The following is a 22353-nucleotide window of genomic DNA, read 5'->3' as shown; positions in this document are numbered from 1 at the left end:
CGTTAAGCTGCTAATTAAAAGCTAACAATATCTCAATATAACGTCCTTAAAAAAATTACATTCTCACATCAATCAACGTTATTTTATTATTATAAACCCGTAGTGCATTATCAGACTAAATTTATTTTAATGTGATTCATGTTCCTTTTAAAGATAAATTTGTTGAGGTATTGAATGGTGGTCAGGGCAGTTATTTTACTTAACGTCCTTGTCTTAAACCCCTCAAAAGTTTTGGCATAATTTCTTCTGATCATAAACTGATCGCACAGTTGCGAAAATAGCGTTTCAATCCTTTTCCTTGATTTTTTGAATAGGTATGGATACGGTTTGAATTTCTTTTGATTGTTTCTCATCGGGGTTTCCAATCTAATGTTTACAGATTCAAAAAGATTGACCTGTACCTCTGCGGACAAATAGCCTTTGTCTCCAAGTAGCACGCAATCAGTCATTTGTTGTTGTATATCTTTCAGGTAATGTATGTCATGTACGGAAGCAGGGCTTAGGTCAAAGTTCTCAAAAACACCATCTACTGAACAAACTGCATGCAGTTTGTATCCATAATACCTCGAACTTTGCGCAGCACAAAAACCATGGTTTGGAAAAGCGTATTCCTGTTCTTTGCAGATTTTACTTCTTGCTGCACGGGCATTTTTACATACCTCTAAAGGCATTGAATCGACAATGAAACAGTCCTGGACAGCGTTCAGTTTCTGAACAAGCTTTTTTCTCACCTCATTTATGTGCGGGAACAATTTTCTTTTTCTCTTATTGTAAACACTTCGTTCGATCAAGATATCAAGCGGGGTACCTTTCAGGTTTCTAAATAACTGATATTCAGAATCTATTCCACAATATTCAGCGGTCAAATTTAACGTAATTAACTCTAAATCAGACAGTCTTGGCCTTACTGGTTTGTAATAAAAGTCCTCTTTTATTGACAGTTTCCTAAACTCTTCTAAAATAAAAGTGTAATTTTGAATCAAGTTGTTCATATTTGTAATTGATTGTCAGTCAATACAATATACCATTTATTGGCGAAATGAACAACTTTCTTTATAATGCACTACGGGTTATTATAATTACATATAAATTATTGAACCATATTATTTTGTATAAATTTGCATATTGATTAAGCTTACAGGAACAATGCCCAAATTTTTTTGCCGATTCCTTTTTTTATCGTTTTTAATACTGCTGTTGTTTACCGTTGGGTGTAAACACAAACCACCAATTGCCACCAAATTTTACGAGCATTATCAAAACAAAGTTTATAATGATTTTGATACCACCGCTTATTATACCGAATTTAAACATCAGTTAAAACAATTTAAACACTCCGGGCAATATGCTGTGCCAATAGCGACTTACTATAAAGGCCACCATTTTGAGCCTCACTTTGTAAATCAGTTTTTATTTAACGGGCAGTTGCGCACCCTTATAACAAATTTAAACAACGCCGCCCAACATGGCCTTAACCCTGCCCTGTTTAAAGCCAATAAAATTGAACAGTATTTAGATACCATTGAAGCCAACCGTTTTAAAAAGATAACGGATTTTTACCCGGTTTTGGCACGCTTAGAGTTACAAACCGCAACATCGCTGCTTGCCTATAACGCCGCCCTGCAATATGGCATGGTTAACCCGCACAATTTATACAGGCGATATGATATACCTGTTAAACGCCCCGATAGCACGCTGTTTAACACCGTTTACCAAACTAATAACCTGCAAAGTTACCTTGAACAAATACAGCCTAAAAGCCCGGCCTACCTTGCCTTAAAAAACGAACTTGCCAACCTGAGTGCCGACACTACCGACAGCCTTGCACTACGCCGCCAGACCATCATAAAAATTAACATGGAGCGCCTGCGCTGGAACACTCCCGCCAAGGATAGCCGCTATTTATGGGTTAATATCCCCGCATTTAAACTGCAATGGGTTGAAAACAACAAAGCTGTTTTTGATATGAAAGTTTGTGTGGGCCAGCCCAAACCTGCCGGTTATGATACCATGCTGCTTAAATATTTTAAAACTAAAAAGATTGACGATAAGCCACTAAACCACGAAACCACAATTTTGTGCAGCCGGATTAATACCATACAGCTAAACCCCAACTGGAACATACCAGCCAGCATTGCCCAAAACGAAATTTATTACTCGATACTGAAAGACCCGGACTATCTGGTTAATAACAACATGAGAGTTTATTTTCATGAAAAGCGCATTAACCGGCCCGACACCATTAGGTGGCGACGCATTAACAGGCAAAAAATGCCGTACACCTTTAAGCAGGATGCCAGCGACCTGAATGCACTTGGCAAGTTTAAATTTATATTTGATAACGAAAGCAGTATTTACCTGCACGATACCCCTAATAAGAAAGCCTTTTTGAGCAATTACCGTGCGGTAAGCCACGGCTGTGTACGCGTTGACGACCCCTTGAAACTAACCGAGGCTTTGGTTAACGACACCAACAAGGTTGATAACATACGCATGGAAGTTGGCCTTAAACCACTAAGCCTTAAAGATACCACAAGGTACAAAGCCATACAGGCCAAACGGGCAGTACGCGGTTTCGAGCTTAAATCTAAATATTTGGGATTGAAACCCGATATGCAGCTTTTTATTGATTATTATACCTGCATGCCCGACGAAAATGGAAAACTGGTTTACTATAACGATGTTTACCGCATGGACGATAAACTTGAAAAGGCAATGAGTAAGTATTTGAGTAAGTAGTATAATAGTACATGCTTTACAAACTACCTAAATTATTTCCTGCGTTGTTAATTATCGTTTGTTTAAGCAAATTTGGTTTTGCCCAAGCCTTAAAATATAAGGAAGTTACTAACCAAAACCTGGTTTATATACTCAATAACATGGAACTGGCTAGTAAGTATCAAAGTACTGATAGCGATTTTTTTGTAAACATATTCTACGTTAATTACTCTGACGGAAGTCGTGATACCGAAAGCTGTGATGCATCAACAACCGTTTACATCGCCATATCTGAAGACGGCGAAGCACCGGAACAGCATCTGTATATGCTAACTAAACTTTTTGATGTTAAGTTTATTAAATGGATACCCAAACCAAACGGCGTAGGGTTCATGTTATCATACTGGGATAAAAAACTCAAGCGAAAAACGTCCACATTTAATTTAACGCTAAAAAGTTTTTCAATCGTAAATCAGCCCGTTAGGCAATCATCTCCAAAACGTCACTAATAGGTTGATCGCTGTTAATTAAGATGCCTTTTACGCCGGCGGCGATGCCAGCTATAACGTCGCGCTCACGGTCGCCAATAAAGTAGGATTGCGATGGGTCGATGTTGTATTTCTCAATGCCTTGCAGCAATAAACCCGGTTTAGGTTTACGGCAATCACAATCGCCGGTAAATTCGGGATGATGCGGACAGTAAAAAATATCGGTAAACTCAACACCGTGTTCTTTGTACACCTGGCGCAGGTGAGCGTGCATTTTAGCCAGATCATCCTCATTATACCAGCCTTTGGCCAGGCCGCCCTGGTTAGTAGCAACAATAAGCAAATAGCCTTTATTTTGAAGCGTTTTTAAGGCGGTAAAATTATCAAGTACCACAAAGTCTTCAACGCGGGTAACATAGTCGCCCAGTTCTTTGTTAAGTACCCCATCACGATCTAAAAAAACGGCTTTATTTTTTACTGGCATCTCATTTGTATTTGCGGCAAAAGTAGCGAATTTGTTTTATTTAGAGGGTATAGGATTTGGAAAACAGGGAAATCATGCTTTCCTGAATTGTGCTGACCTGGCGGTAAACCAAGCCCGTTGCCCATCGCACGCTGTACAGTCTGCTTTACCCTTTATTGCTCATCAACATCTGTTGTAACAAAACCGCTAAAACACAAACGTTACATTGCGGTTGTATTAAAAAATTATACCTTCCAAGCATAAACTAACCAGCCAAGCAAGTAAATACCTAAAAATACTTTTTGTTAATTATGGAATAAGCATGTGCTTTGCATCAGTAAACAAAAAACATTTACCAAAATGAATTACCCATTAACCTTAACCAGATATAAATACCCTGATATGGCAAAATATTTTAACAGTAAAACGCTTTCCCTATTCACAGGGATGCTACTTTTTTGCGGTGTTGCCTTTGGGCAAACCTATGCAGGCTTAGGCAAAAAGATAGATTCGTTGGGTAAGCTTAACCTGCCCAAATCGGCATTGGTACAGGTTGATAAGCTTGAACAACTGGCCCGTAAACAAAACAAACCGGCCCAGCAGGTAAAGGCGGTTATTTACCGGATGCAGTTCCAGTCGGCAATTGAGGAGAATACTTTGGTTGCTATTATTGGCAGGTTAAAACAGGATATTGCTAAAGCAAAATATCCGGTAAAGCCGGTTTTACAATCGTTACTGGGTGGTATATACTGGAGCTATTACCATCAAAACCGCTGGCAGTTTAACCAGCGCACCCGTGTAGAAACAACCGACGACGATTTTACCAAGTGGGACCTGCAAACCATTAACAACCAAATGGCAATTACCTTTAAGCAATCGCTTGCCGATTATAAACAGGAGCAGCAAACGCCCATTACTATTTTAGATGGCGTGCTTACCGGCGATAAGGCAAACCGCTACCTGCGCCCCACCCTGTATGATTTACTGGTGCAGCGCGCCCTCGATTTTTTTACCGAAGAAGAACCTGCCCTTACGCGCCCTAAATTACCCTTTACGTTAACGGATGCACGCCTTTTTGGCGATAGCCGCACCTTTGCCACCCTCAACATTATTACCATCGATACCACATCAACCTTTTACCAGGCTACGCAGTATTTAAAGCAGGCAACGCTTTTCCATTTAGACAGGCACGACGAGGAAGCCCTGGCCGACCTTGACCTGCAACGGCTGGATTTTATGTACCGCGCCAGCCCAATGCCTGGTAAAGATAAATTGTACCTGGATGCCCTAACCCAAATAGCCAACACCACTACCTTTAAAGCCATTAGTGCCGATGCCCTGGTGTTGAGCGGCAAATACTATTACGATAAGGATAGTTTAAAGCTGGCTTATACTTATTTTGATAAGGTTATGGCCAATTATCCGCAAAGTTTTGGGGCCGTAAACGCTAAGGGTTATTTAAAAGATATTGAGCAACAGCAACTATCGGCGCAGGTTGAAGATGTTAATGTGCCCAATAAACCGTTGTTGGGTTTGTTAAATTACCGTAACATTAAGGCGGCCAGGCTTATTATTTATAAAGTATCAACCAGGCAGTTTAACCAGTTGGCGGCTATCCCGTCGGATATTAACCGGTATAATAACGGCGTCAATATTTACCCGTCCGATTCCGTTTTCCGGTACCTTAAAAAGCTACAGCCGGTGCAAAATATCACCATCCCGATAACGGGAGAGCAGGATTTTCGCGCCCACAGCGCCGAATTTAAAATTAACGCCCTGCCATCGGGTCATTACATCATCATATCGCGTAACGATGCCGGTACCGATGCTTCGCAAGTGGGGCTTACCACCTTTAAAATTTGCAATTTGGCCTACGCCACGCGCCGCAATGCCGATGGGCAGGTTGAGCTGCGCGTGCTTAACCGCGAAACAGGCGTGCCCGTTGCAGGCGTACAGGTTACCATTTCTGAAGCACTTCCAAAAACAACGGATGCAAATGGTGTTTGTTTGTTTTATGCTACTGAAAACTTTTCGGTTAAACTAACCAAAGGGGCCGATACCCTGTACACACCCGGCAGGTATGTTTATAATGTTTTAACCAGCGAGCCATCCCAATATAACACCGTACTTTTTACCGACAGGCAAATATACCGCCCCGGCCAAACGGTATATTATAAAGGTTTGCAGTTGTCCATACAAAACGGCAAAAGCAGCATACAAGCCAAAACAACTGTTAGTATTGCTATTATAGATAACAACGGCAAAAACGTAACCACGCTGCAACACACCACTAACAGTTACGGCACGTTTGCAGGTTCGTTTACTATACCGCAAAACATTTTGAATGGCTATGTACGAATGGTGGCAGCGGATGGCAGTAAATACATCCGCGTTGAAGATTATAAGCGGCCAAGTTTCCAGGTTGAGTTTTCTCCCGTAAAGGGCAGCTATAAACCTAACGATATGGTTACCGTTAGCGGGCAGGTGAAGGCCTATTCGGGCTACGGCCTGTCGCAAGCAAGGGTAGTTTACCACATAACGCGCAGTGCCGAGCAGCGGCAATACATGTATTACCGAAGTTTTTATTTTGGCGAATTACCGCCCGAAAACGAGATTGTTGTTGATACTCTTAAAACCGACGACAACGGCAAATTCAATATTAAATTTAAGGCTATCCCCGCCGAGGGTATTAGTTTGGAAGGGATAAACTACTTGTATGCCATTAGTGCCGATGTTACCGATGGCAGCGGCGAAACCCGGTCGGCAAATACATCGGTAAAAGTGGGTGTCAATAACCTTGATATTGATGCCAGTATTCCTGGCGAACTTCGCGCTACCGATTCTATCACCGCTAAAATAACCAACCTTAACGGCGTAACGCAGGGCGGCACTTTAAAGCTTAAAATTTATGCCCTTACCGAGCCCGATGGCTTACCCAAAGAACGCTTATGGGGCTGGCAAAAAGCCGATACCTGGCTGATGAGCAAGGCCGAATACAAAAAAGAGTTCCCCGAATATGGCTACGAGAACGAATGGAACGAGATGCTGTACCCAACAAAAGCCCAGGTGGCCGATGTAAGCCTCACCACTACCGATACAACGGCTGGCGTGTTTAAACTCAATATGCTGGCTAACCAGCCAACGGGTACTTACCGGGTAATTATACATGCCCAAAATAAGGTTGGCGATACCACCACAAGCGTGCGCTACCTGTACCTTATGAACCAGTCATCTAAGCCGCACACTATGGACGATTGGGTTACGCAGGTTAATACCAGCGTAAAACCGGGTACACAGGCCGTATTTTTGGTAGGCACCGGCAAGGCCAACACCGTGTTGATGGAAAAATACAGTGGCAAGCAAATACTATCGGCCCAATGGTTAAACATCCCCGAAGGTAAACAGCAGCAGGTAAGCGTACCCATTGGCACCGACGAGCAAAACGTAACCGTTCAGTTTTTAATGGCTTACCAAAACCGCTTGTATAGCAGCTACAAAAAAATTAATATACAAGTACCCGACGAGCACCTGGATATGAAATTTTTAACCTTTAGGGATAAATTGCAACCCGGCGATAAAGAACAATGGAAAATACAGATTACCGCTAAAGACAAAGCTGCCGAAGCTGAAATGCTGGCCAATTTATACGATGCATCGCTGGATGATATTGCCACGGCTGATATGTGGTCAATCCACCTAAACCGTTTTAACAATTACGCCCCCCATTATTTTAATTGGGATGGTACTGCCATTGCCAATCAGGCCGAAACCACACCGTTAAAAAACCCGGTATACTACAACTTTAGCCTCAATTACCGCCAGTACGAGATGCTTAATATGTTAGGGTTTGTTAATAATGGAGTGTATAAAGCACTGCGAGGAAGGGCGTTTGGTGTTTCGTCTGGCTATCTTGCAGAAGCCAGTATATCGGCGCCAAATCAATTACCCCTTAACGGCAAAGCGTCTTTTGCAACTGACACGTCTACGTTTGTTAGAAAATCCGAAGGTGGCGCCGTAAAAAAGTTGCTCGGTGATATAGTACCCGGCATGCAAGTAACTGACGACTACGGCGACCAGGCCAATTTAACAGGTATTAAAGATGGCTCGGCGCAGCAAGTATTAAAACCAATTGCCCTGCGCACTAACTTTAACGAAACCGCATTTTTTTACCCGCAACTGCTAACCAATGCCAAAGGCGAGGTTTTAATTGAGTTTACCATTCCGCAAAGCCTAACCAAATGGAAATTCAGGGCATTTGCACACACTCAGCAATTTAACACAGGCTATATTGAGCGCGAGGTAGTTACCCAAAAGCAACTAAGCATTACTGCCAATATGCCCCGTTTTTTACGCGAGGGCGATACCATTACTGTTTCGGCCAGGTTGGCTAACCTAACGCCAACAGCTTTAACTGGCAAGGTTAACCTTACCCTGCTAAATGCCATAACCATGCAGCCGGTTAACATATTGCTTAACCCGGCCAATGCGCAGCAAAGTTTTAATATTGGGGCAAGCAGCACTAAAGCGGTATCGTTTAAAATGGTAATACCTTTTGGTGTGGATGCGCTAACCTATCGCCTTACGGCTGATGCTGGCACCTTTACCGATGGCGAAGAAAACACCCTGCCCGTAATACCCAACCGGATGCTGGTTACCGAATCGATGCCGATGATGGTGCTCGGCGGCCAAACCAAGGCCTTTACTTTTGATAAGCTGATAAACCAAAGCAGCACTACCTTAAAAAACAAAAACCTTACCTTAGAGTACACACAAAACCCCGCCTGGTATGCCGTGCAGGCCCTGCCTTATATGATGGAGTTTCCTTATGAGTGTTCGGAGCAGATATTCAGCCGGTATTATGCCAATAGTTTAGGTACCAACCTGGTGAACAAAATGCCGGTTATTAAACAGGTTTTCGACCAGTGGAAGGCTACCAACAGCAACGAACTGCTATCAAACCTCGAAAAAAATCAGGAATTGAAAGCTACGCTGATTGAAGAAACACCCTGGCTGCGCGATGCCGTTAACGAATCGGAACAAAAGAAACGGGTTGCGTTACTGTTCGACATGAATAAAATGAGCTACGAACTGCAAACCAACCTGCAAAAACTGGCCGACAGGCAATTGGCCGACGGTGGTTTCCCCTGGTTTGGCGGCAACAGTACCGATGCATACATTACCCGCCATATACTGGCCGGTGTTGGTCAGCTTTATAAATTGGGTATAGCCGATGCCAACAACCAAACCCTAAAAGCCATCGCCGATAAGGCCATAGATTATGTTGAAAACCGGTTAATGAGCGATGCAGCCTGGCAAAAAAAGCAAAAAACATACGATACCCGTTTAATCGGCCAGGACGAGATACATGCTTATTACGCCATTAGCTATTTTGACAAAGCTAACCTAAGCGATTTGATGAAACAGCTATTGGCAAACTACCTTAGCCATGCCGAAAAAGAGTGGACAAGCCATTCGGTTTACGATCAGGGACTGATTGCCTTAACCATGCTGCGCAACAACAGGCCGCAATCGGCAAAGCCTATCATCGCGTCGCTCATAGAAAACGCACAACAAACCGATGATATGGGTATGTACTGGGCCAAAAACCAGCGCGGTTACTTTTGGTACCAGGCCCCGGTAGAAACGCAATGTTTAATGGTTGAGCTGTTTACCGAAGCCGGAAACCACGATAAAGAGGTTGAAGAAATGAAGATATGGCTGCTGCGCAACAAGCAAACCAATAACTGGCAAACCACCAAAGCTACCGCCGCCGCCTGCTATGCCTTGCTGCTTAAAGGCAACAACTGGCTGGCCGATAACGGTACATCGGTAATTAAACTGGGCAATAAAAACCTAACCGAGCTAAAGCCCGATGTTAAACCAGATGCAGGCACAGGCTACATAAAAACCGCCTGGACCGACGAGCAAATTAAACCCAACCTGGGCAAAGTGAGCATTACCAACAACGGCCAAACCGTTAGCTGGGGCGCGCTGCACTGGCAGTACCTTGAAAATTTGGATAAAATTACGTCATCGGCAACGGATATACATTTGGAGCGTAAATACTTTATTCAAAAAACAAGCGATACCGGCCCTGTATTGGTTGCGGTTGACGCCGCCCACCAACCCAAAGTTGGCGATTTGTTAAAAGTAGTGGTATACCTCAAAGCCGGTCGCGATTTTGAGTACGTGCAGCTTAAAGATATGCGCCCCGCAGGCACCGAGCCGGTTGATGCCTTATCAAACTATAAATATCAGGACGGTTTGTACTATTACCAGGTAACCAAAGATGTGGCCACCAATTTTTTTATCAGTTACCTAAACAAAGGCAATTATGTTTTTGAGTACCGCCTGCGTGTTGCACAGCCGGGCAATTTTTCTACCGGGATAAGCACCTTACAATGCATGTACGCCCCCGAATTTAACGCCCATTCACAAGGGTCGAGGATGAGTATCGGTCAGTAAAATATCAATTGTTCCATAAAAAAAGCAGCCTAGGGTAAAAGCCAGGGCTGCTTTTTTTATGCTGTATGATACAAAACTGATGGTTTTAATAGCAAACGTAAAGATGGAGAGAGTGATTTACTTTTTTAGCGGTTTATGCGGATTATGTGCGGATAAAGTGCAATTATCAATTGATGTGGTTTAGTTAAGCGATTTAAAAATGCACCATCGGTGCAACAGGTCGGTAGTTAATTAATAATTGCATATTTTGCATGCCGTAGGTATGCCACTTATCGAGGTATTGTACCTCCGGCACAATTTTTTATTTAATTCGTTTTGCTACCGACCTGTGACCCCGATGGGGTCGCCTACTAACTAAACCACATTAAATTATCAATTAATTTTTAGTGCCCCGCAACAAAAGTGTATGGAGATGTGTACAGCTATTTTAGATGTGGTAAGCTATGCATAAACTAAAAACGCGGTTTAAATTGCAGGTGCATCCGCATTGTAGAGCTATTACAAACCCATACGTAGAATAAACAGGTTTAAAATTGGAATACGGGCAAAGTGGAATTTACCCTGCTTACTTAATTAATTATTTGATAAACAGTTGTTTATCACAAGCTAACCAACAAATAATAAAACAACAAGTGCTTAACCAATGGCTAAACAATATTGGTAACAACCGACCAAACCAAAGCTGTTAGTAAAAACAGAAATGCAAACAGCGCACCTAAATTCTTCATCGCAGTATATTTAAAATCCAACTTTTCTATCGTATTACTTTCCATACAATTGGTTAAACAATAACTGTTCCTAAAAGTCAAATCCGGGTTTTGTAAAAAGTAAGTTACGTTTTAGGAATTCGGATGTCTGACGTCGGATTTCTGACTTCCGATCCGTCGCTATTCGAAGTCTCTGACTTCGAATAGCATTATGCCTGTAGTCTCCGACTACAGTAGAAGTATATTTTATCCCGTTTCCGTTTCCCGTAGTTTAATCAGTACTCGGTTACCTGTAGTTAATCACCACTTCTACTGTAGTCGGAGACTACAGGCATAATAGTTCGAAGTCAGAGACTTCGAACAGCGTTTAATAAGAAGTGAAAAAAGGCCCTGACTTCTGATTTCTGATGTCGGATACCACGTTTGAGTTGCCTTAAAAAGCAGATCGGTAAAATCGTAAAAAATCAATTTAATCAGAGTTCAAAAATCCGCACATTTGCACATCAACACATTTGCATAGCTATTATGATTATTCACAAAAAAGAACGTAAATATATACCTGCCAACCTGGAAATTAAGTGGGAAACTTTAGAGCCAATTTATAGTGAGCTGCTAAACCGCGATATTAATTCGGTAGGCGAACTGGAAAAATGGCTGCAAGACCGTAGCGAAATTGAGGCTGCTTTGGAAGAAGACTTTGCATGGCGCTACATCCGGATGACGTGCGATACCAACAGCGAACAACTGTTGGAAAACTTCCAGTTTTTTGCTACCGAAATTGAGCCGCAAATTGCCCCCTATAACAACAAACTGAACGAAAAATTTGTAGCCAGCCCATACGCCGAAAAGCTGGATGGCGAGAAATTTTTTATTTACCTGCGGGGTGTTAAAAACGCTTTGGAGCTGTTTAGGGAAGCGAACATCCCTATCCAAACGCAAATACAGGTTGAGCAGCAAAAATACCAGTCTATTACAGGTGCCATGTCGGTAATGATTGGCGATAAGGAATACACACTGGAGCAAGCTTCGGTATTTTTGAAAGACCTGGACCGCAACAAGCGCCAGGAGGTTTGGCAAAAAATTACCGAACGCCGCCTTCAAGATCGCGAAAAACTGAACGAGTTGTTTAACCACTTGCGTGGCTTACGCCATAATTTGGCACTCAATGCGGGTTTTGAAAACTTCCGCGATTATATGTTTAAGGCCCTTGGCCGTTTTGATTATACTCCGCAGGATTGCTACAACTTTCACGAAGCGATTGAGAAAGAGATAGTACCCATTTTAGCCGAGCAGGCCGAAAAACGCAAACTGGCTTTAGACCTCCGTTTGCTAAGACCATGGGATACCGAGGTTGATACATCGGGCAAACCAGCCTTAAAACCATTTGCCAATGGTACCGAACTGATAGAAAAATCGATTGAATGCTTTAGCAACATTAGCCGGTATTTGGGCGAACGCCTTGAAATTATGAAAGATAACGGCCTTTTTGATGTAGAGAGCCGCAAAGGCAAAGCACCGGGTGGTTATAATTATCCGCTATCAGAAACCGGCGCGCCGTTCATTTTCATGAATTCGGCTGGTATATTTCGCGATTTAACTACAATGGTACACGAGGGTGGCCATGCCGTGCATACCTTTTTAACTGCCGATTTGGAGTTAAACGACTTTAAACATTGCCCATCCGAGGTGGCCGAGCTGGCATCGATGTCGATGGAGTTAATATCAATGGATAACTGGGATGTTTATTTTAAGGATGAAGAAGAATTGAAACGCGCTAAACGCGACCAGCTATTTGATGTATTGAAAACCCTGCCCTGGGTAGCCGTGGTAGACCAGTTTCAGCATTGGATATACACCAATCCAGATCATACCGATGAGCAGCGCACCAGTGCCTGGACACAGATATTTGACCGCTTTGGCGCCAACTTTGTTGACTGGACGGGCAACGATGACGCCAAGCAAAACCTTTGGCAAAAACAGTTGCACATTTTTGAGGTGCCTTTTTACTACATTGAATATGGCATGGCCCAGTTAGGTGCAATAGCCGTTTGGAAAAACTATAAAGAAAATCCCGAAAAGGGCCTGCAGCAATATATGGATGCCTTAAAACTGGGTTACACCAAAACCATTACCGAAATATACCAAACCGCAGGCATAAAATTTGATTTCAGCGCATCGTATGTAAAAGAGCTTGCGGCATTTGTTAAGGGCGAGATGGATAAGATAGGTTAGGTAAACAAAAGTTGTCATTGAGATAATGATTGAAGGATTGAGTGATTGAATGAATTATATTTTTTCAATAAATCATTGAAATTCAATCCTTCAATCACTCAATCCTTCAATCATTAAAGAATGAAGCAACCGCACACAGGTATGTTTGCCCTGTATAGCGGCTCGGCTTATGTGCGGTTGCCACGCTATCGCTCACAATGACACCGTTTTACTGCGCCGGCGTTGTTTGCATAGTGTGAGCGGCTTTATTTTTTTTACGCTCTATGGCCTTTTCCTTTACTTTCTCTTCAATCAGGGCATATTGCCTTTGCTGATCGGGGTTTAAAACGGCATTTATTTTTTTATCGGCATCGGCGGCAATTTCCATTTTACGCAAGTGGCCGCCTTTAACACCTTTCATTTTCGGTTCGCTCGCTTTAGTAATTTTTTCAAGCAAAATAGCGTTTATCTGCTCGGCCTGGCTGGCATTTAGGTTTAACTTTCTCTGCATCATTTTGGTTTGCTGGGCAGCACGCTCTTCGGGCGTTTTTTTAACGCGGGTGCTGTATTGAGCATTGGCAAACGTAACAGCTCCGGCAAGCATCAATACTATCAACATTATCTTCTTCATCATATTTATTTTTAAGTAAGAGCCTAAAAAAAGCATTTGGTTTAATGATATGCTAATTAATGATAATGAAAAATGAAGCACAAATAAATTTAGTATTTTCGTAGCTATAAAGCCTCTATTATTTACGATGATAAAATTAATAACACTTTGTTTGGCCCTGCTGCTTACTGCAACCTTTACACATGCCCAAACTACCGAACAAGCCGCCGACAGAACAGCAATAGCCCAGATACAACGCTATTACAACAATAACAAGCCCGATAGCCTGTACAACTTATTTGACCCTATTATGAAAAGCGCACTGCCGGTTGATAAGGTTAGCGCACTGTTTGACCAAATGAAGGCGCAATTGGGCCCGTTAAAACAAACCACCTTTATGCAATATGCAAACGGTGCTGCGGTGTACAAAGGCGAGTACCAAAACGATGCCTTACTCATCATTTTATCACTAAGTAGTTTAAAGCAGGTTAATGGCTTATATTTTAAACCTAATAAACCCATACCACCCAGTGCTGCACCTAATAAAAGTGCCGATGTTAAACCGGCAAGCGTTGAAACCGTTGATCCATCGGTAACCGAATCGCCTATTGTTTTAAAAACCCTGGCCGGCACCTTGTCGGGCACACTTACCATGCCAAAGGATGCACCAGAGAAATTGCCGCTTGTATTAATCATAGCCGGATCGGGGCCAACGGACAGGAATGGTAACAGTACACAAGGTTTAAACACTAACACCTACAAATACATTGCCGAAGGCCTTGGTAAAGCAGGCATAGCCAGCGTGCGTTATGATAAACGCGGCATTGGTAAAAGTACCTCATCGTCAAAAGAAGCGGATACCAAGTTTACAGATTTTGTAGATGATGCTTCGGCAATGTTATTATCACTTAAAGAGGATAAACGATTTTCGAAGTTTGTTATACTGGGCCATAGCGAGGGTTCGCTCATTGGAATGATAACTGCTTACAGCGAACCTGTGAACGGCATGATATCTGTCGCTGGAGCAGGCAGACCTGCTTATGATGTTTTGATAGAACAAATGAAGGTTAAGCCGCCTGCCGTGCAGGAGGAATTTAAGGGAATTTTAGATAGTTTGAGAAAAGGCAAAACCGTACCCCGTGTTGACCCTGCTTTATACTTTATTGCCCGCCCAAGCATACAAAACTATTTAATGACCTGGATTTCGTACGACCCGGTAAGGGTTATTAAAAAGATAAAAACATCGGTACTTATTTTACAAGGCACAACAGATACTCAGGTTACTGTTGCCGATGCCGAAAAATTAAAGAAGGGAAAATCGGAAGCTACCTTAAAAATAATTGATGGCATGAACCATGTGTTGAAAGCCGCACCTGCCGACCCCGAGAAAAACCAGGCCACTTATAACGACCCCTCATTACCAATAAAACCCGAATTTATGACGGCAGTTATTGATTTTATTAAGGTACTGAAGTAAAAAGGAAAGAAAATATCGAACACCGACTGTTGAATACCGAACACCTAAATATACTTCATAATTCAATGTTGGCCATTCGGTGTTCATTATTAATTTCTTAACCCGGTAATATTGCAATACCGCTATTTCCAGGCGCCAAGTAAGCGGCGTATTACAATAATTTCGGCGGTATGGTATGCAGCGTGGTCGGCAATAAGCAGGGCTTCGCGCAGCAATGTTTGTCCGGTACCTTGGGGCAAAGGTTTGTATAGGTCGTTGCCGGTATCATTTAGCAGGGCAACAAATTCGTCCTGGTTGTTTTTAATTTGCGCAATGGTTTTATCCCAGGCGGCATCTGTAGGTTCGGCTTCTTTGGGCCAGTATTCATCTGGCCATTTTGGCGATTGGTGTGTTTGGTTTTTAGTAAACTCCAAAATATCCCATTGCGCTATCCTGATGTGTTCTGCCAGTTGCCAAATACTATAGGGCAAACCATCGGGCACAACACCACGCAGTTTGGCGGGTAAATTATCAAGCGCATCGTTTAGGGTGGCGTGTGCATTGCCCTGGGTTATTAGCGCCGTTAAATGCTGGCGGGTTATTTTATCGTTGTTTTCCATTTTTTGCTTGTTTAGCAGGTAGTTTTACCGTGTTATTTTACAACAGTTTTAACAGGTATTTAGTTGGCTGTTTTAATATTTTATTTTTGATTTAGCCGGTACAACCTGTAATGGAAATCGGCCAAAAAAGTATGCCATTTTTATAAATCACATTTAATAACTAAGTTAGCCTTAACCAAAAATTACCGTTATAAATGAAGAATTACCTTTTCGCCTTATTGCTCATTTTATCAATAACAGGTTGTAAAAAAGATGGTGCCGGTGCCGACGACGGCAACTCGCCTTTTGATACCTTTAAACAACAATTTATTGATGGCCTTTGGAAACAAAACCCCGATTGGGCAAGCAGTGTAGGTTACCATAAATACGACAGCGTGCTGGTTGTACCCACCGATGGCAGCCGCGCCGCACAAAAGGCTTTTTACCAAAGCATGCAGGCCCAATTAGCATCGTTTGATTTGAGTAAGCTACCACCACTAAACCAGATAGATTACCGATTGATACAAAACCAATTACAATCATCAATATGGCAAATTGATACGCTTAAACAATACCAGTGGGACCCATCATCATACAATGTAATAGGCAGTTTCGCCTTTATTTTAAACGAGCAGTATGCGCCGCTAACCACGCGCCTAAAAAGCTTTTATCAAAAGATGGAAAATATACCGACTTATTATGAGGAAGCAAAAAAGCAGATAAAAAACCCGGTGCCAGAGCTAACCAGTTTAGCTGCAGAACAGCACCTTGGTGGTGTATCGGTAATAGAAAAAGATTTTGGCGATTCGCTTAAAAAAACCAAGATACCCCTGGCCGAACAAAAATTAATGCTGGCGCGGGTAAAAACTTCGGTAGCGGCTATTAACAGCTTTGCGCAGTGGTTAAAAGATTTTAAGAACCCTACCCCACGCAGTTTCCGTTTGGGGAAAGATTTTTATGCACAAAAGTTTAAATACGATGTACAATCGGCCTACAGTGCCAAACAGATATACGATTCGGCAGTGGTACGCAAACGTTACCTGCACGGGCAAATGTATAAAATAAGCAAGCAGCTTTGGCCGCAATATTTTGGCAAAAAAGCCATGCCTGCCGATACCTTGTTATTGATAGGTAAAATAATTGACACCCTATCGGTTAAGCATGTTAAACCGGAGGATTTCCAATCGGCAATAGAAAAAACGCTGCCACAACTGGTTGATTTTGTAAAGCAAAAAAACCTGCTGTATATCGACCCAAGTAAGCCCCTTATTGTACGCAAGGAACCGGGTTACATGGCGGGTGTGGCGGGCGCATCGTGCAGTTCGCCGGGGCCGTATGATAAAGGGGGCAACACCTATTTTAACGTAGGCAGCCTTGCCGGCTGGCCAAAAGAAAAGGCCGAAAGTTACTTGCGCGAATACAACCAGTACATGCTACAGATACTGTGTATACACGAAGCTATACCGGGGCACTATACCCAGTTGGTGTATGCTAACCAATCGCCAAGTTTAATAAAATCGATATTAGGGAACGGTGCCATGATTGAGGGCTGGGCGGTTTACACCGAACAGATGATGCTTGATAATGGCTTTGGCAATAACGACCCCGGCATGTGGATGATGTGGTATAAATGGAACCTACGGTCGGTTTGTAATACCATTGTGGATTATGGCGTACATACCGGCACCTTAACGCGCGATGATGTGATTAAAATGCTTACCAAACAGGCATTTCAGCAACAGGCCGAGGCCGAAGGCAAATGGAAACGCGTAAGCGTAAGCAGCGTGCAGCTAACCAGCTATTACACCGGATACAAAGAAATTACCGACCTGCGCGATGCCTACAAAAAGAAAATGGGCACCACTTATAAGCTTAAAGAATTTAACGAAAAGTTTTTAAGTTACGGAAGCGCGCCGGTTAAGTATATCAGGGAGTTGATGCTGGCGAAGTAGTGGGTTAGTTTTTTTATGACCAAATTTGAGCGAAACATATTAGCAAAAGAACCTATTATTTGGACAGGCGATTTAGACGATGATTGCACTGCAAGGTGGGCTGGCTTAATGTTACGTTCTGAGTGGATGGACGATAATTGGTGGTGGTGGGCTGTTTATGATATGCAAAAAGGCGAAACAACTATTGACGATTCCAATGAGTATGATAACAGTTTTATTGGCGGCGAAGCAGCAAGAACGAAAGCAGAGGAGGTAGCAAAGAAATATATTGAGATTATATTGCATACAGATGAAGTGTAGCAACTGTTGCTGTTGTTTGCAAATCTCAGCAGCGTAGACGCTGCTAACCACTAACAGTTAGGCGTGGACGCCTAACCGGGCGGGATGACGTCAGTGTGTGAAATATGTCGTTGCGAGCGATAGCGTGGCAATCGCACATAGGCCGAGCCGTTATACAGGGCGAATATGCATCCGTGCGATTGCTTCCTACTCCAAATACGCGGTCTTGAGAAATATTTTACCTCTTACCCCTACCCTTCCCATTAGTCCACATAGTTAGTTTTTACTACTGCACCTTAAAACGGTAAACCGTTCGGCCTATGTTACCATCGGCATCAATGCCTTCTATTATGGCCTTATAGGTTCCGCGGTTGTCGGCGGTAAAAAAGTCGAACGATGTGGCACCTGTTTTATCGGTGTTTAAGTGGGCGTTCCAGTAAATGGTACTCCTTAAATCGGCATGTTGTAAAACGTTTGCCGGGCCCGAATATTTGGGCGAATAAAATTCGCGGCTCACATTATAACCCTTGGGCATAATTTTGGCAATATACTTGGGCGGAAACAGCTCTGCCAGTTGGTCTTTAGTTATTTTTTGCCCTTTTGGCATTACCTTGGTAGTTATTTCAATAACACCTTTTGTGTTATTAAGCTTGTTAATACCACTAACACCGTCGTTCAAAAACACCTCTACCGATTCGATATTTGGCGATGTTAAACCGGCTATGTAGTTGTAATCAACCTGCATACCGTTAAAGTATATGGCCACCGGGGTTGATTTTTGCCCCTGCGAATAATCGCGCGTGATGTAAAAGTTAAAGTTATCGTAAGTTAACCCCATTAGCATGGTTTGCAGGCACATGGCAAAATTAGGGCAATCTTTTAAGCGGCTACCATCAATAGTATGGTCGGGAAAACCCAGGCCGGTTAAGTTAGAAAAATCCTGGTAGCCCGGCTTTTTAACAAAAACCTGCTCTTTAATTTCAACCTCTTTTAAAGTGTGCGAACTGTTATACTGGCGCTTGGTATTTTGGATGTATGGGTACAAAGCGGTATCAATATTCATCACTTCGTCGGGATAATTAAAATTAGGGGTTACAACCTGGAAGGATGTACCGTTTAACATAATCATGAGGTTGTTGGCATTAACGTTATTGCGTGCATTTATAATTACCTGAGTAGAATCGGGCAGTATCAGATTGGAAAACCTAAACTCGCCCGACATGTTTGTTGTGGTTTGTGTAGAATAATACTTATCGGGTATCTGCAAGCGCACGTTGCCTTTGGCTATAGGCATACCGGTTGAATTGCGCAGCGTTCCGGTTATTTCAATGCCCTGCTCGGGCAGTACGTATATGCGGGGTTGTAAATTTTTTAAAATATCCGGGTACGAAAAACGCCTGTAACCCTGGGTAAGCATCAGCACATCTAAATCGGCAGCGGTTTTTGGTGTTGGATTCCTGAAATAATAATTTGGCTTTTCGATATAACCTTTCAAGTCCGACGATAGCAGGAAACTTGTTAATATGGTGGTTTCGGCATCTTCGTCAAAAGGCACCTTAGTTTCGTCAACCACAGCTACCGATAAGCTGGCCTCTACCGGTGTAGTGGCATTTTTTGCCATTACCTGCATTTTTACCTGTTTGCGCGGCCCATAGGTTTTTGCCGAAGGCGTTAGGCTTAGGTTTAGCTTGTCGTTTTGCTGCACAAAGGTAACACGCTCGCTCAAGGGTGTACCATTGTCGGAAAACAAAGTAAATTGAGTAACACCCGATGGAAACCTATTTTTAGATATTAAGGCCGAAAACATGGCTGTTTGCAGGGTAGTTTTGGCTGCATAGCATATCACTCCCGATGTTTGGCCAACTAAGTAAAGTACCTTATTTTTGTTTTGCTCAAAAAACGCATTGCTCGCTGTCACCTTTACATTTAAGGTATCGGAGGTGTTGCTGTTGTAAACCGCTAACGAAACACCTGCCGATTGCACTTTGGGCAAATCTAACGTGTTTTGCGTGCCATCGGCATAGGTTACATTGGCTTTGTAGGTTTTGCCATCTTCGGGAACAAAAAGAGCGAAGCCCATACCCAGGTGCTGCGATTTAAAATCGGTTACGGTGGCGCCTGTGTTATCAACTATTGTACCTTTTACATCAATACCCAGTCCGGCCGAGTTTATTGCCTTAAAGGCAACTTTAGTACGCGTGCCGCTTACCAATGCCCCGCCCTCCGGAAAAAACTGAATATCGGGCTCGGCCACCGCAGTACGTAGCGAAAACAATTTATTTACCTGTTTTTTGCTACCGGTTTCGATAGTGGCTGATAAATAATTTGAAGCCAGCACCGGCGATTTACCAACAGTTATGGCCAAGTTAAGAAAACCGTTTGCATCAGTTGTTTCTTTACCTTTTAGCGGTTTATCATCATCGTTATTAATTAACCAGCTTACCTTTTTATTGGCATACGGGTTACCAAAAACATCTTTAAACTGTATGCGGGCGTTTACCTTTTGCTGTTTATTTTTTTCTGATCCCGAAAAGGATGCCGTAGTAAACACCTCGTTATCAATTGGGTTGGCAATGGTTATTGTTTTGTTAAAAAAGTAAGCAGGGTCAAAATTACGCATCCAGTTGGTGTAGGCACTTAAATGGTAATTGCCTTGCTTAAATAACGCCTGTGTAATGGGCATACTGCCGGTTGCTGTACCATTAAAAAGCTGTAGTTTTAAGGCCTGCACTAAGGTATCGCGCCCGTTAAGCACATCAACATAAACAATTTTACTGAGTACCGATGGCTGGTGCAAACCAATAGTTACATAGGCTTTAAACCAAATGGTATCGCCAACAGAATAGTAGGGTTTATCGGTATGCAAATAAACCTTTTCTAAAGGGTAACTGTGCGTAAATTTATTGGTTTTATCTATTATAGTTTTAATGCTCATGGTATCTTGCTGCGAATGGGCAGACAGATGAAAAAAAGCAATGAGAACCGAAAGGGCAAGTATGTGTTTTTTGAAAATCATTAAAGGCTTTTTAGCATTACAAATAGGGTGTCGCAATATACTTATTATAGCCGTTGCTTAGGGGTGCAACGGTGCATATTTAACATTTTTTTACACTTGATAGTATATGCTATAGTTTTTTTATTCGGAAGGTGTATCCGCATCGGGCGGATTTGGATTTGTAGCACCGTTAGCTGATGGCTGTTGTGATGCCGGAGGCGATGACGGCTTGAATTTTGGTTTAAAACCCAATTTAGGTGGCAAAGCTACGGTGCTTGCGGGTGGCTCTGTATTGCTTTCGGGGGTTGTTAAAGGTTCAACCGGTGTTGTTTGCGCAGGCGTTGCCGATTTAAACTTTGGCTTAAAGCCGAGTTTGGGCGCAGCAGGTTCGGTGCCGCTCGCCGGCCCTGTAATTTCTTGGGCAACAGGAGGCTCATTTTGGAGTGCGGAGGCCGCCGATTTGAATTTTGGTTTAAAGCCCAGTTTAGGCGCAGCAGCTTCGGCGCCGCTTTCCTGCCCTGTAATTTCTTCGGCAACAGGGGGCACATTTTCGGGTGCCGAGGCCCCGGTTTTAAATTTCGGCTTAAAGCCTAATTTGGGCGCAGCAACAGTTTGTGGCTCATCGGTTATGGCTTCTACAACGGTTTGTTCGGCCAGACGGTTTTCTATCGGCACTTTGTCAACCTTCGGCTCGTCGGGTGAGTGATATTTGCGACGCAGGGTATTAAACCAGTATTTTTTTGTATGGTCGAAACTTTTTTCGCCCATTTGCCCGTAATGCAATTCAAATTCGGCAAAAAGAGCCGGCTCTGCCGCTTTTAGCAGGTCCAGATTGATCTTTTTCTTTTTGAAGAATTCTTGAAACGTCATTTAGTATTTTCTGATTATCAATAGAAAACGAAATAATAGCGAACTGTGCAAGGCTGCTTGTCCTCTGTGCGGTTGCTTCGTACCTCGCAATGACAATATTTTATATTTATAAACCTGTTATGGCAATCTCCTCGTTCAATTTATTCCATCGGATTCCGGTTGCCGTTAAATCCCAATCGGCAAGGTCCTGCTCGCTTGCGTTTTGCAATTTGGGTAGCCAGGCCAGCGCAAAAACATGCTGCTTGCCGCCATCAACGTCAACATACAACATCCCGTTTTGGAATGTTACTTTGATATCTTTTTTTTGCTTGCGCGATGTGAATATTGGCATTATAAGCAACGTCTAAGTCCTACATTTATGGCAGGTAGCATCCCGAGGCAGGGGAAACTTTTTGTTTAATTGTTAGTTTTAAAGCCCTGTTTAAATTTCATTCACAAATAATTTAACGAATAAAACATCAATCCCGAGTGTCATTGCGAGGTACGAAGCAATGACACTCGTTTGGGTAAGCCGTCAAAAAGAGAGTTTCTAAATCTCCC

Annotated in this window: 15 protein-coding genes; 7 read left to right on the top strand and 8 right to left on the bottom strand. The window is 42.8% G+C overall.

The genetic code is table 11. The annotated features are described in order from the left end of the window. Positions 1–110: 110 nt before the first annotated feature. Entirely contained in the window at positions 111–992 is an 882-nt protein-coding gene (locus BDD43_RS13085) for an IS982 family transposase (protein ID WP_121196630.1), read from the bottom strand. A gap of 154 nt (positions 993–1146) precedes the next feature. Here BDD43_RS13085 and BDD43_RS13080 point away from each other — a divergent pair, with 154 nt between their 5' ends. Further along, positions 1147–2739 (top strand): L,D-transpeptidase scaffold domain-containing protein, encoded by a 1593-nt coding sequence (locus BDD43_RS13080; RefSeq protein ID WP_121198089.1) that lies wholly within the window; start codon positions 1147–1149, stop codon positions 2737–2739. Positions 2740–2750: 11 nt separating this feature from the next. Beyond that, positions 2751–3227: a hypothetical protein gene (locus BDD43_RS13075; RefSeq protein ID WP_121198088.1), complete on the top strand. Its 477-nt coding sequence runs from the start codon at positions 2751–2753 to the stop codon at positions 3225–3227. Here BDD43_RS13075 and BDD43_RS13070 read toward each other — a convergent pair. Further along, positions 3199–3690 carry a D-glycero-alpha-D-manno-heptose-1,7-bisphosphate 7-phosphatase gene (locus BDD43_RS13070; protein ID WP_121198087.1) on the bottom strand — a complete coding sequence of 164 codons (492 nt, stop codon included), beginning with the start codon at positions 3688–3690 and terminating at the stop codon, positions 3199–3201. The two genes, BDD43_RS13075 and BDD43_RS13070, sit on opposite strands and share 29 nt — an antisense overlap. A 339-nt stretch (positions 3691–4029) precedes the next feature. Here BDD43_RS13070 and BDD43_RS13065 point away from each other — a divergent pair, with 339 nt between their 5' ends. Next, positions 4030–10134, top strand: coding sequence for an alpha-2-macroglobulin family protein (locus BDD43_RS13065; protein WP_147425631.1), 6105 nt, complete (start codon positions 4030–4032; stop codon positions 10132–10134). 647 nt (positions 10135–10781) lie between these two features. On the opposite strand, the gene BDD43_RS30805 is transcribed toward BDD43_RS13065, so the two are convergent. Next, positions 10782–10907 carry a hypothetical protein gene (locus BDD43_RS30805; protein WP_262707414.1) on the bottom strand — a complete coding sequence of 42 codons (126 nt, stop codon included), beginning with the start codon at positions 10905–10907 and terminating at the stop codon, positions 10782–10784. Positions 10908–11366: 459 nt separating this feature from the next. Here BDD43_RS30805 and BDD43_RS13060 point away from each other — a divergent pair, with 459 nt between their 5' ends. Then, on the top strand, positions 11367–13073 hold the full coding sequence (locus BDD43_RS13060) for a M3 family oligoendopeptidase (protein WP_121198085.1): 1707 nt from the start codon (positions 11367–11369) through the stop codon (positions 13071–13073). A 208-nt stretch (positions 13074–13281) separates the two neighbouring features. Here the strand turns inward: BDD43_RS13060 and BDD43_RS13055 are convergent, their stop codons facing one another. Further along, the gene (locus BDD43_RS13055; protein ID WP_147425630.1) at positions 13282–13686 is read right to left on the bottom strand and encodes a hypothetical protein; all 405 of its coding nucleotides are present in this window, start codon (positions 13684–13686) and stop codon (positions 13282–13284) included. A 124-nt stretch (positions 13687–13810) separates the two neighbouring features. Here BDD43_RS13055 and BDD43_RS13050 point away from each other — a divergent pair, with 124 nt between their 5' ends. Further along, entirely contained in the window at positions 13811–15139 is a 1329-nt protein-coding gene (locus BDD43_RS13050) for an alpha/beta fold hydrolase (protein ID WP_211339674.1), read from the top strand. Between the two features lie 122 nt (positions 15140–15261). On the opposite strand, the gene BDD43_RS13045 is transcribed toward BDD43_RS13050, so the two are convergent. Further along, positions 15262–15738, bottom strand: coding sequence for a DinB family protein (locus BDD43_RS13045; protein WP_121198083.1), 477 nt, complete (start codon positions 15736–15738; stop codon positions 15262–15264). A gap of 194 nt (positions 15739–15932) precedes the next feature. Between BDD43_RS13045 and BDD43_RS13040 the strand changes: the two genes are divergently transcribed. After that, complete coding sequence (locus tag BDD43_RS13040; protein ID WP_121198082.1) at positions 15933–17669, top strand: DUF885 domain-containing protein; 1737 nt, start codon at positions 15933–15935, stop codon at positions 17667–17669. Between the two features lie 15 nt (positions 17670–17684). Then, the gene (locus tag BDD43_RS13035; protein ID WP_121198081.1) at positions 17685–17969 is read left to right on the top strand and encodes a hypothetical protein; all 285 of its coding nucleotides are present in this window, start codon (positions 17685–17687) and stop codon (positions 17967–17969) included. Positions 17970–18234: 265 nt separating this feature from the next. Here BDD43_RS13035 and BDD43_RS13030 read toward each other — a convergent pair whose 3' ends face one another. The 3 genes from BDD43_RS13030 to BDD43_RS13020 all read right to left on the bottom strand — a co-directional run bounded on the left by BDD43_RS13030 (position 18235) and on the right by BDD43_RS13020 (position 22144). Further along, positions 18235–20964, bottom strand: a complete 2730-nt coding sequence (locus tag BDD43_RS13030) for a carboxypeptidase regulatory-like domain-containing protein (protein WP_121198080.1) — start codon at positions 20962–20964, stop codon at positions 18235–18237. Positions 20965–21084: 120 nt separating this feature from the next. Next, positions 21085–21813 carry a hypothetical protein gene (locus BDD43_RS13025; protein ID WP_121198079.1) on the bottom strand — a complete coding sequence of 243 codons (729 nt, stop codon included), beginning with the start codon at positions 21811–21813 and terminating at the stop codon, positions 21085–21087. A 106-nt stretch (positions 21814–21919) separates the two neighbouring features. Next, positions 21920–22144: a DUF2442 domain-containing protein gene (locus tag BDD43_RS13020; RefSeq protein ID WP_121198078.1), complete on the bottom strand. Its 225-nt coding sequence runs from the start codon at positions 22142–22144 to the stop codon at positions 21920–21922. Positions 22145–22353 lie beyond the last annotated feature (209 nt).

The organism is Mucilaginibacter gracilis, from assembly GCF_003633615.1.
GTDB lineage: Bacteria > Bacteroidota > Bacteroidia > Sphingobacteriales > Sphingobacteriaceae > Mucilaginibacter > Mucilaginibacter gracilis.
Note: the sequence above shows the minus strand (reverse complement) of the source record. Positions and strands in the feature narration are given on the sequence as shown.

Bases quoted from the DNA above. Each gene is read 5' to 3' on its own strand.
- BDD43_RS13085 (WP_121196630.1), bottom strand. From the start codon at position 992: ATGAACAACTTGATTCAAAATTACACTTTTATTTTAGAAGAGTTTAGG.
- BDD43_RS13080 (WP_121198089.1), top strand. From the start codon at position 1,147: ATGCCCAAATTTTTTTGCCGATTCCTTTTTTTATCGTTTTTAATACTG.
- BDD43_RS13075 (WP_121198088.1), top strand. From the start codon at position 2,751: ATGCTTTACAAACTACCTAAATTATTTCCTGCGTTGTTAATTATCGTT.
- BDD43_RS13070 (WP_121198087.1), bottom strand. From the start codon at position 3,690: ATGCCAGTAAAAAATAAAGCCGTTTTTTTAGATCGTGATGGGGTACTT.
- BDD43_RS13065 (WP_147425631.1), top strand. From the start codon at position 4,030: ATGAATTACCCATTAACCTTAACCAGATATAAATACCCTGATATGGCA.
- BDD43_RS30805 (WP_262707414.1), bottom strand. From the start codon at position 10,907: ATGGAAAGTAATACGATAGAAAAGTTGGATTTTAAATATACTGCGATG.
- BDD43_RS13060 (WP_121198085.1), top strand. From the start codon at position 11,367: ATGATTATTCACAAAAAAGAACGTAAATATATACCTGCCAACCTGGAA.
- BDD43_RS13055 (WP_147425630.1), bottom strand. From the start codon at position 13,686: ATGATGAAGAAGATAATGTTGATAGTATTGATGCTTGCCGGAGCTGTT.
- BDD43_RS13050 (WP_211339674.1), top strand. From the start codon at position 13,811: ATGATAAAATTAATAACACTTTGTTTGGCCCTGCTGCTTACTGCAACC.
- BDD43_RS13045 (WP_121198083.1), bottom strand. From the start codon at position 15,738: ATGGAAAACAACGATAAAATAACCCGCCAGCATTTAACGGCGCTAATA.
- BDD43_RS13040 (WP_121198082.1), top strand. From the start codon at position 15,933: ATGAAGAATTACCTTTTCGCCTTATTGCTCATTTTATCAATAACAGGT.
- BDD43_RS13035 (WP_121198081.1), top strand. From the start codon at position 17,685: ATGACCAAATTTGAGCGAAACATATTAGCAAAAGAACCTATTATTTGG.
- BDD43_RS13030 (WP_121198080.1), bottom strand. From the start codon at position 20,964: ATGATTTTCAAAAAACACATACTTGCCCTTTCGGTTCTCATTGCTTTT.
- BDD43_RS13025 (WP_121198079.1), bottom strand. From the start codon at position 21,813: ATGACGTTTCAAGAATTCTTCAAAAAGAAAAAGATCAATCTGGACCTG.
- BDD43_RS13020 (WP_121198078.1), bottom strand. From the start codon at position 22,144: ATGCCAATATTCACATCGCGCAAGCAAAAAAAAGATATCAAAGTAACA.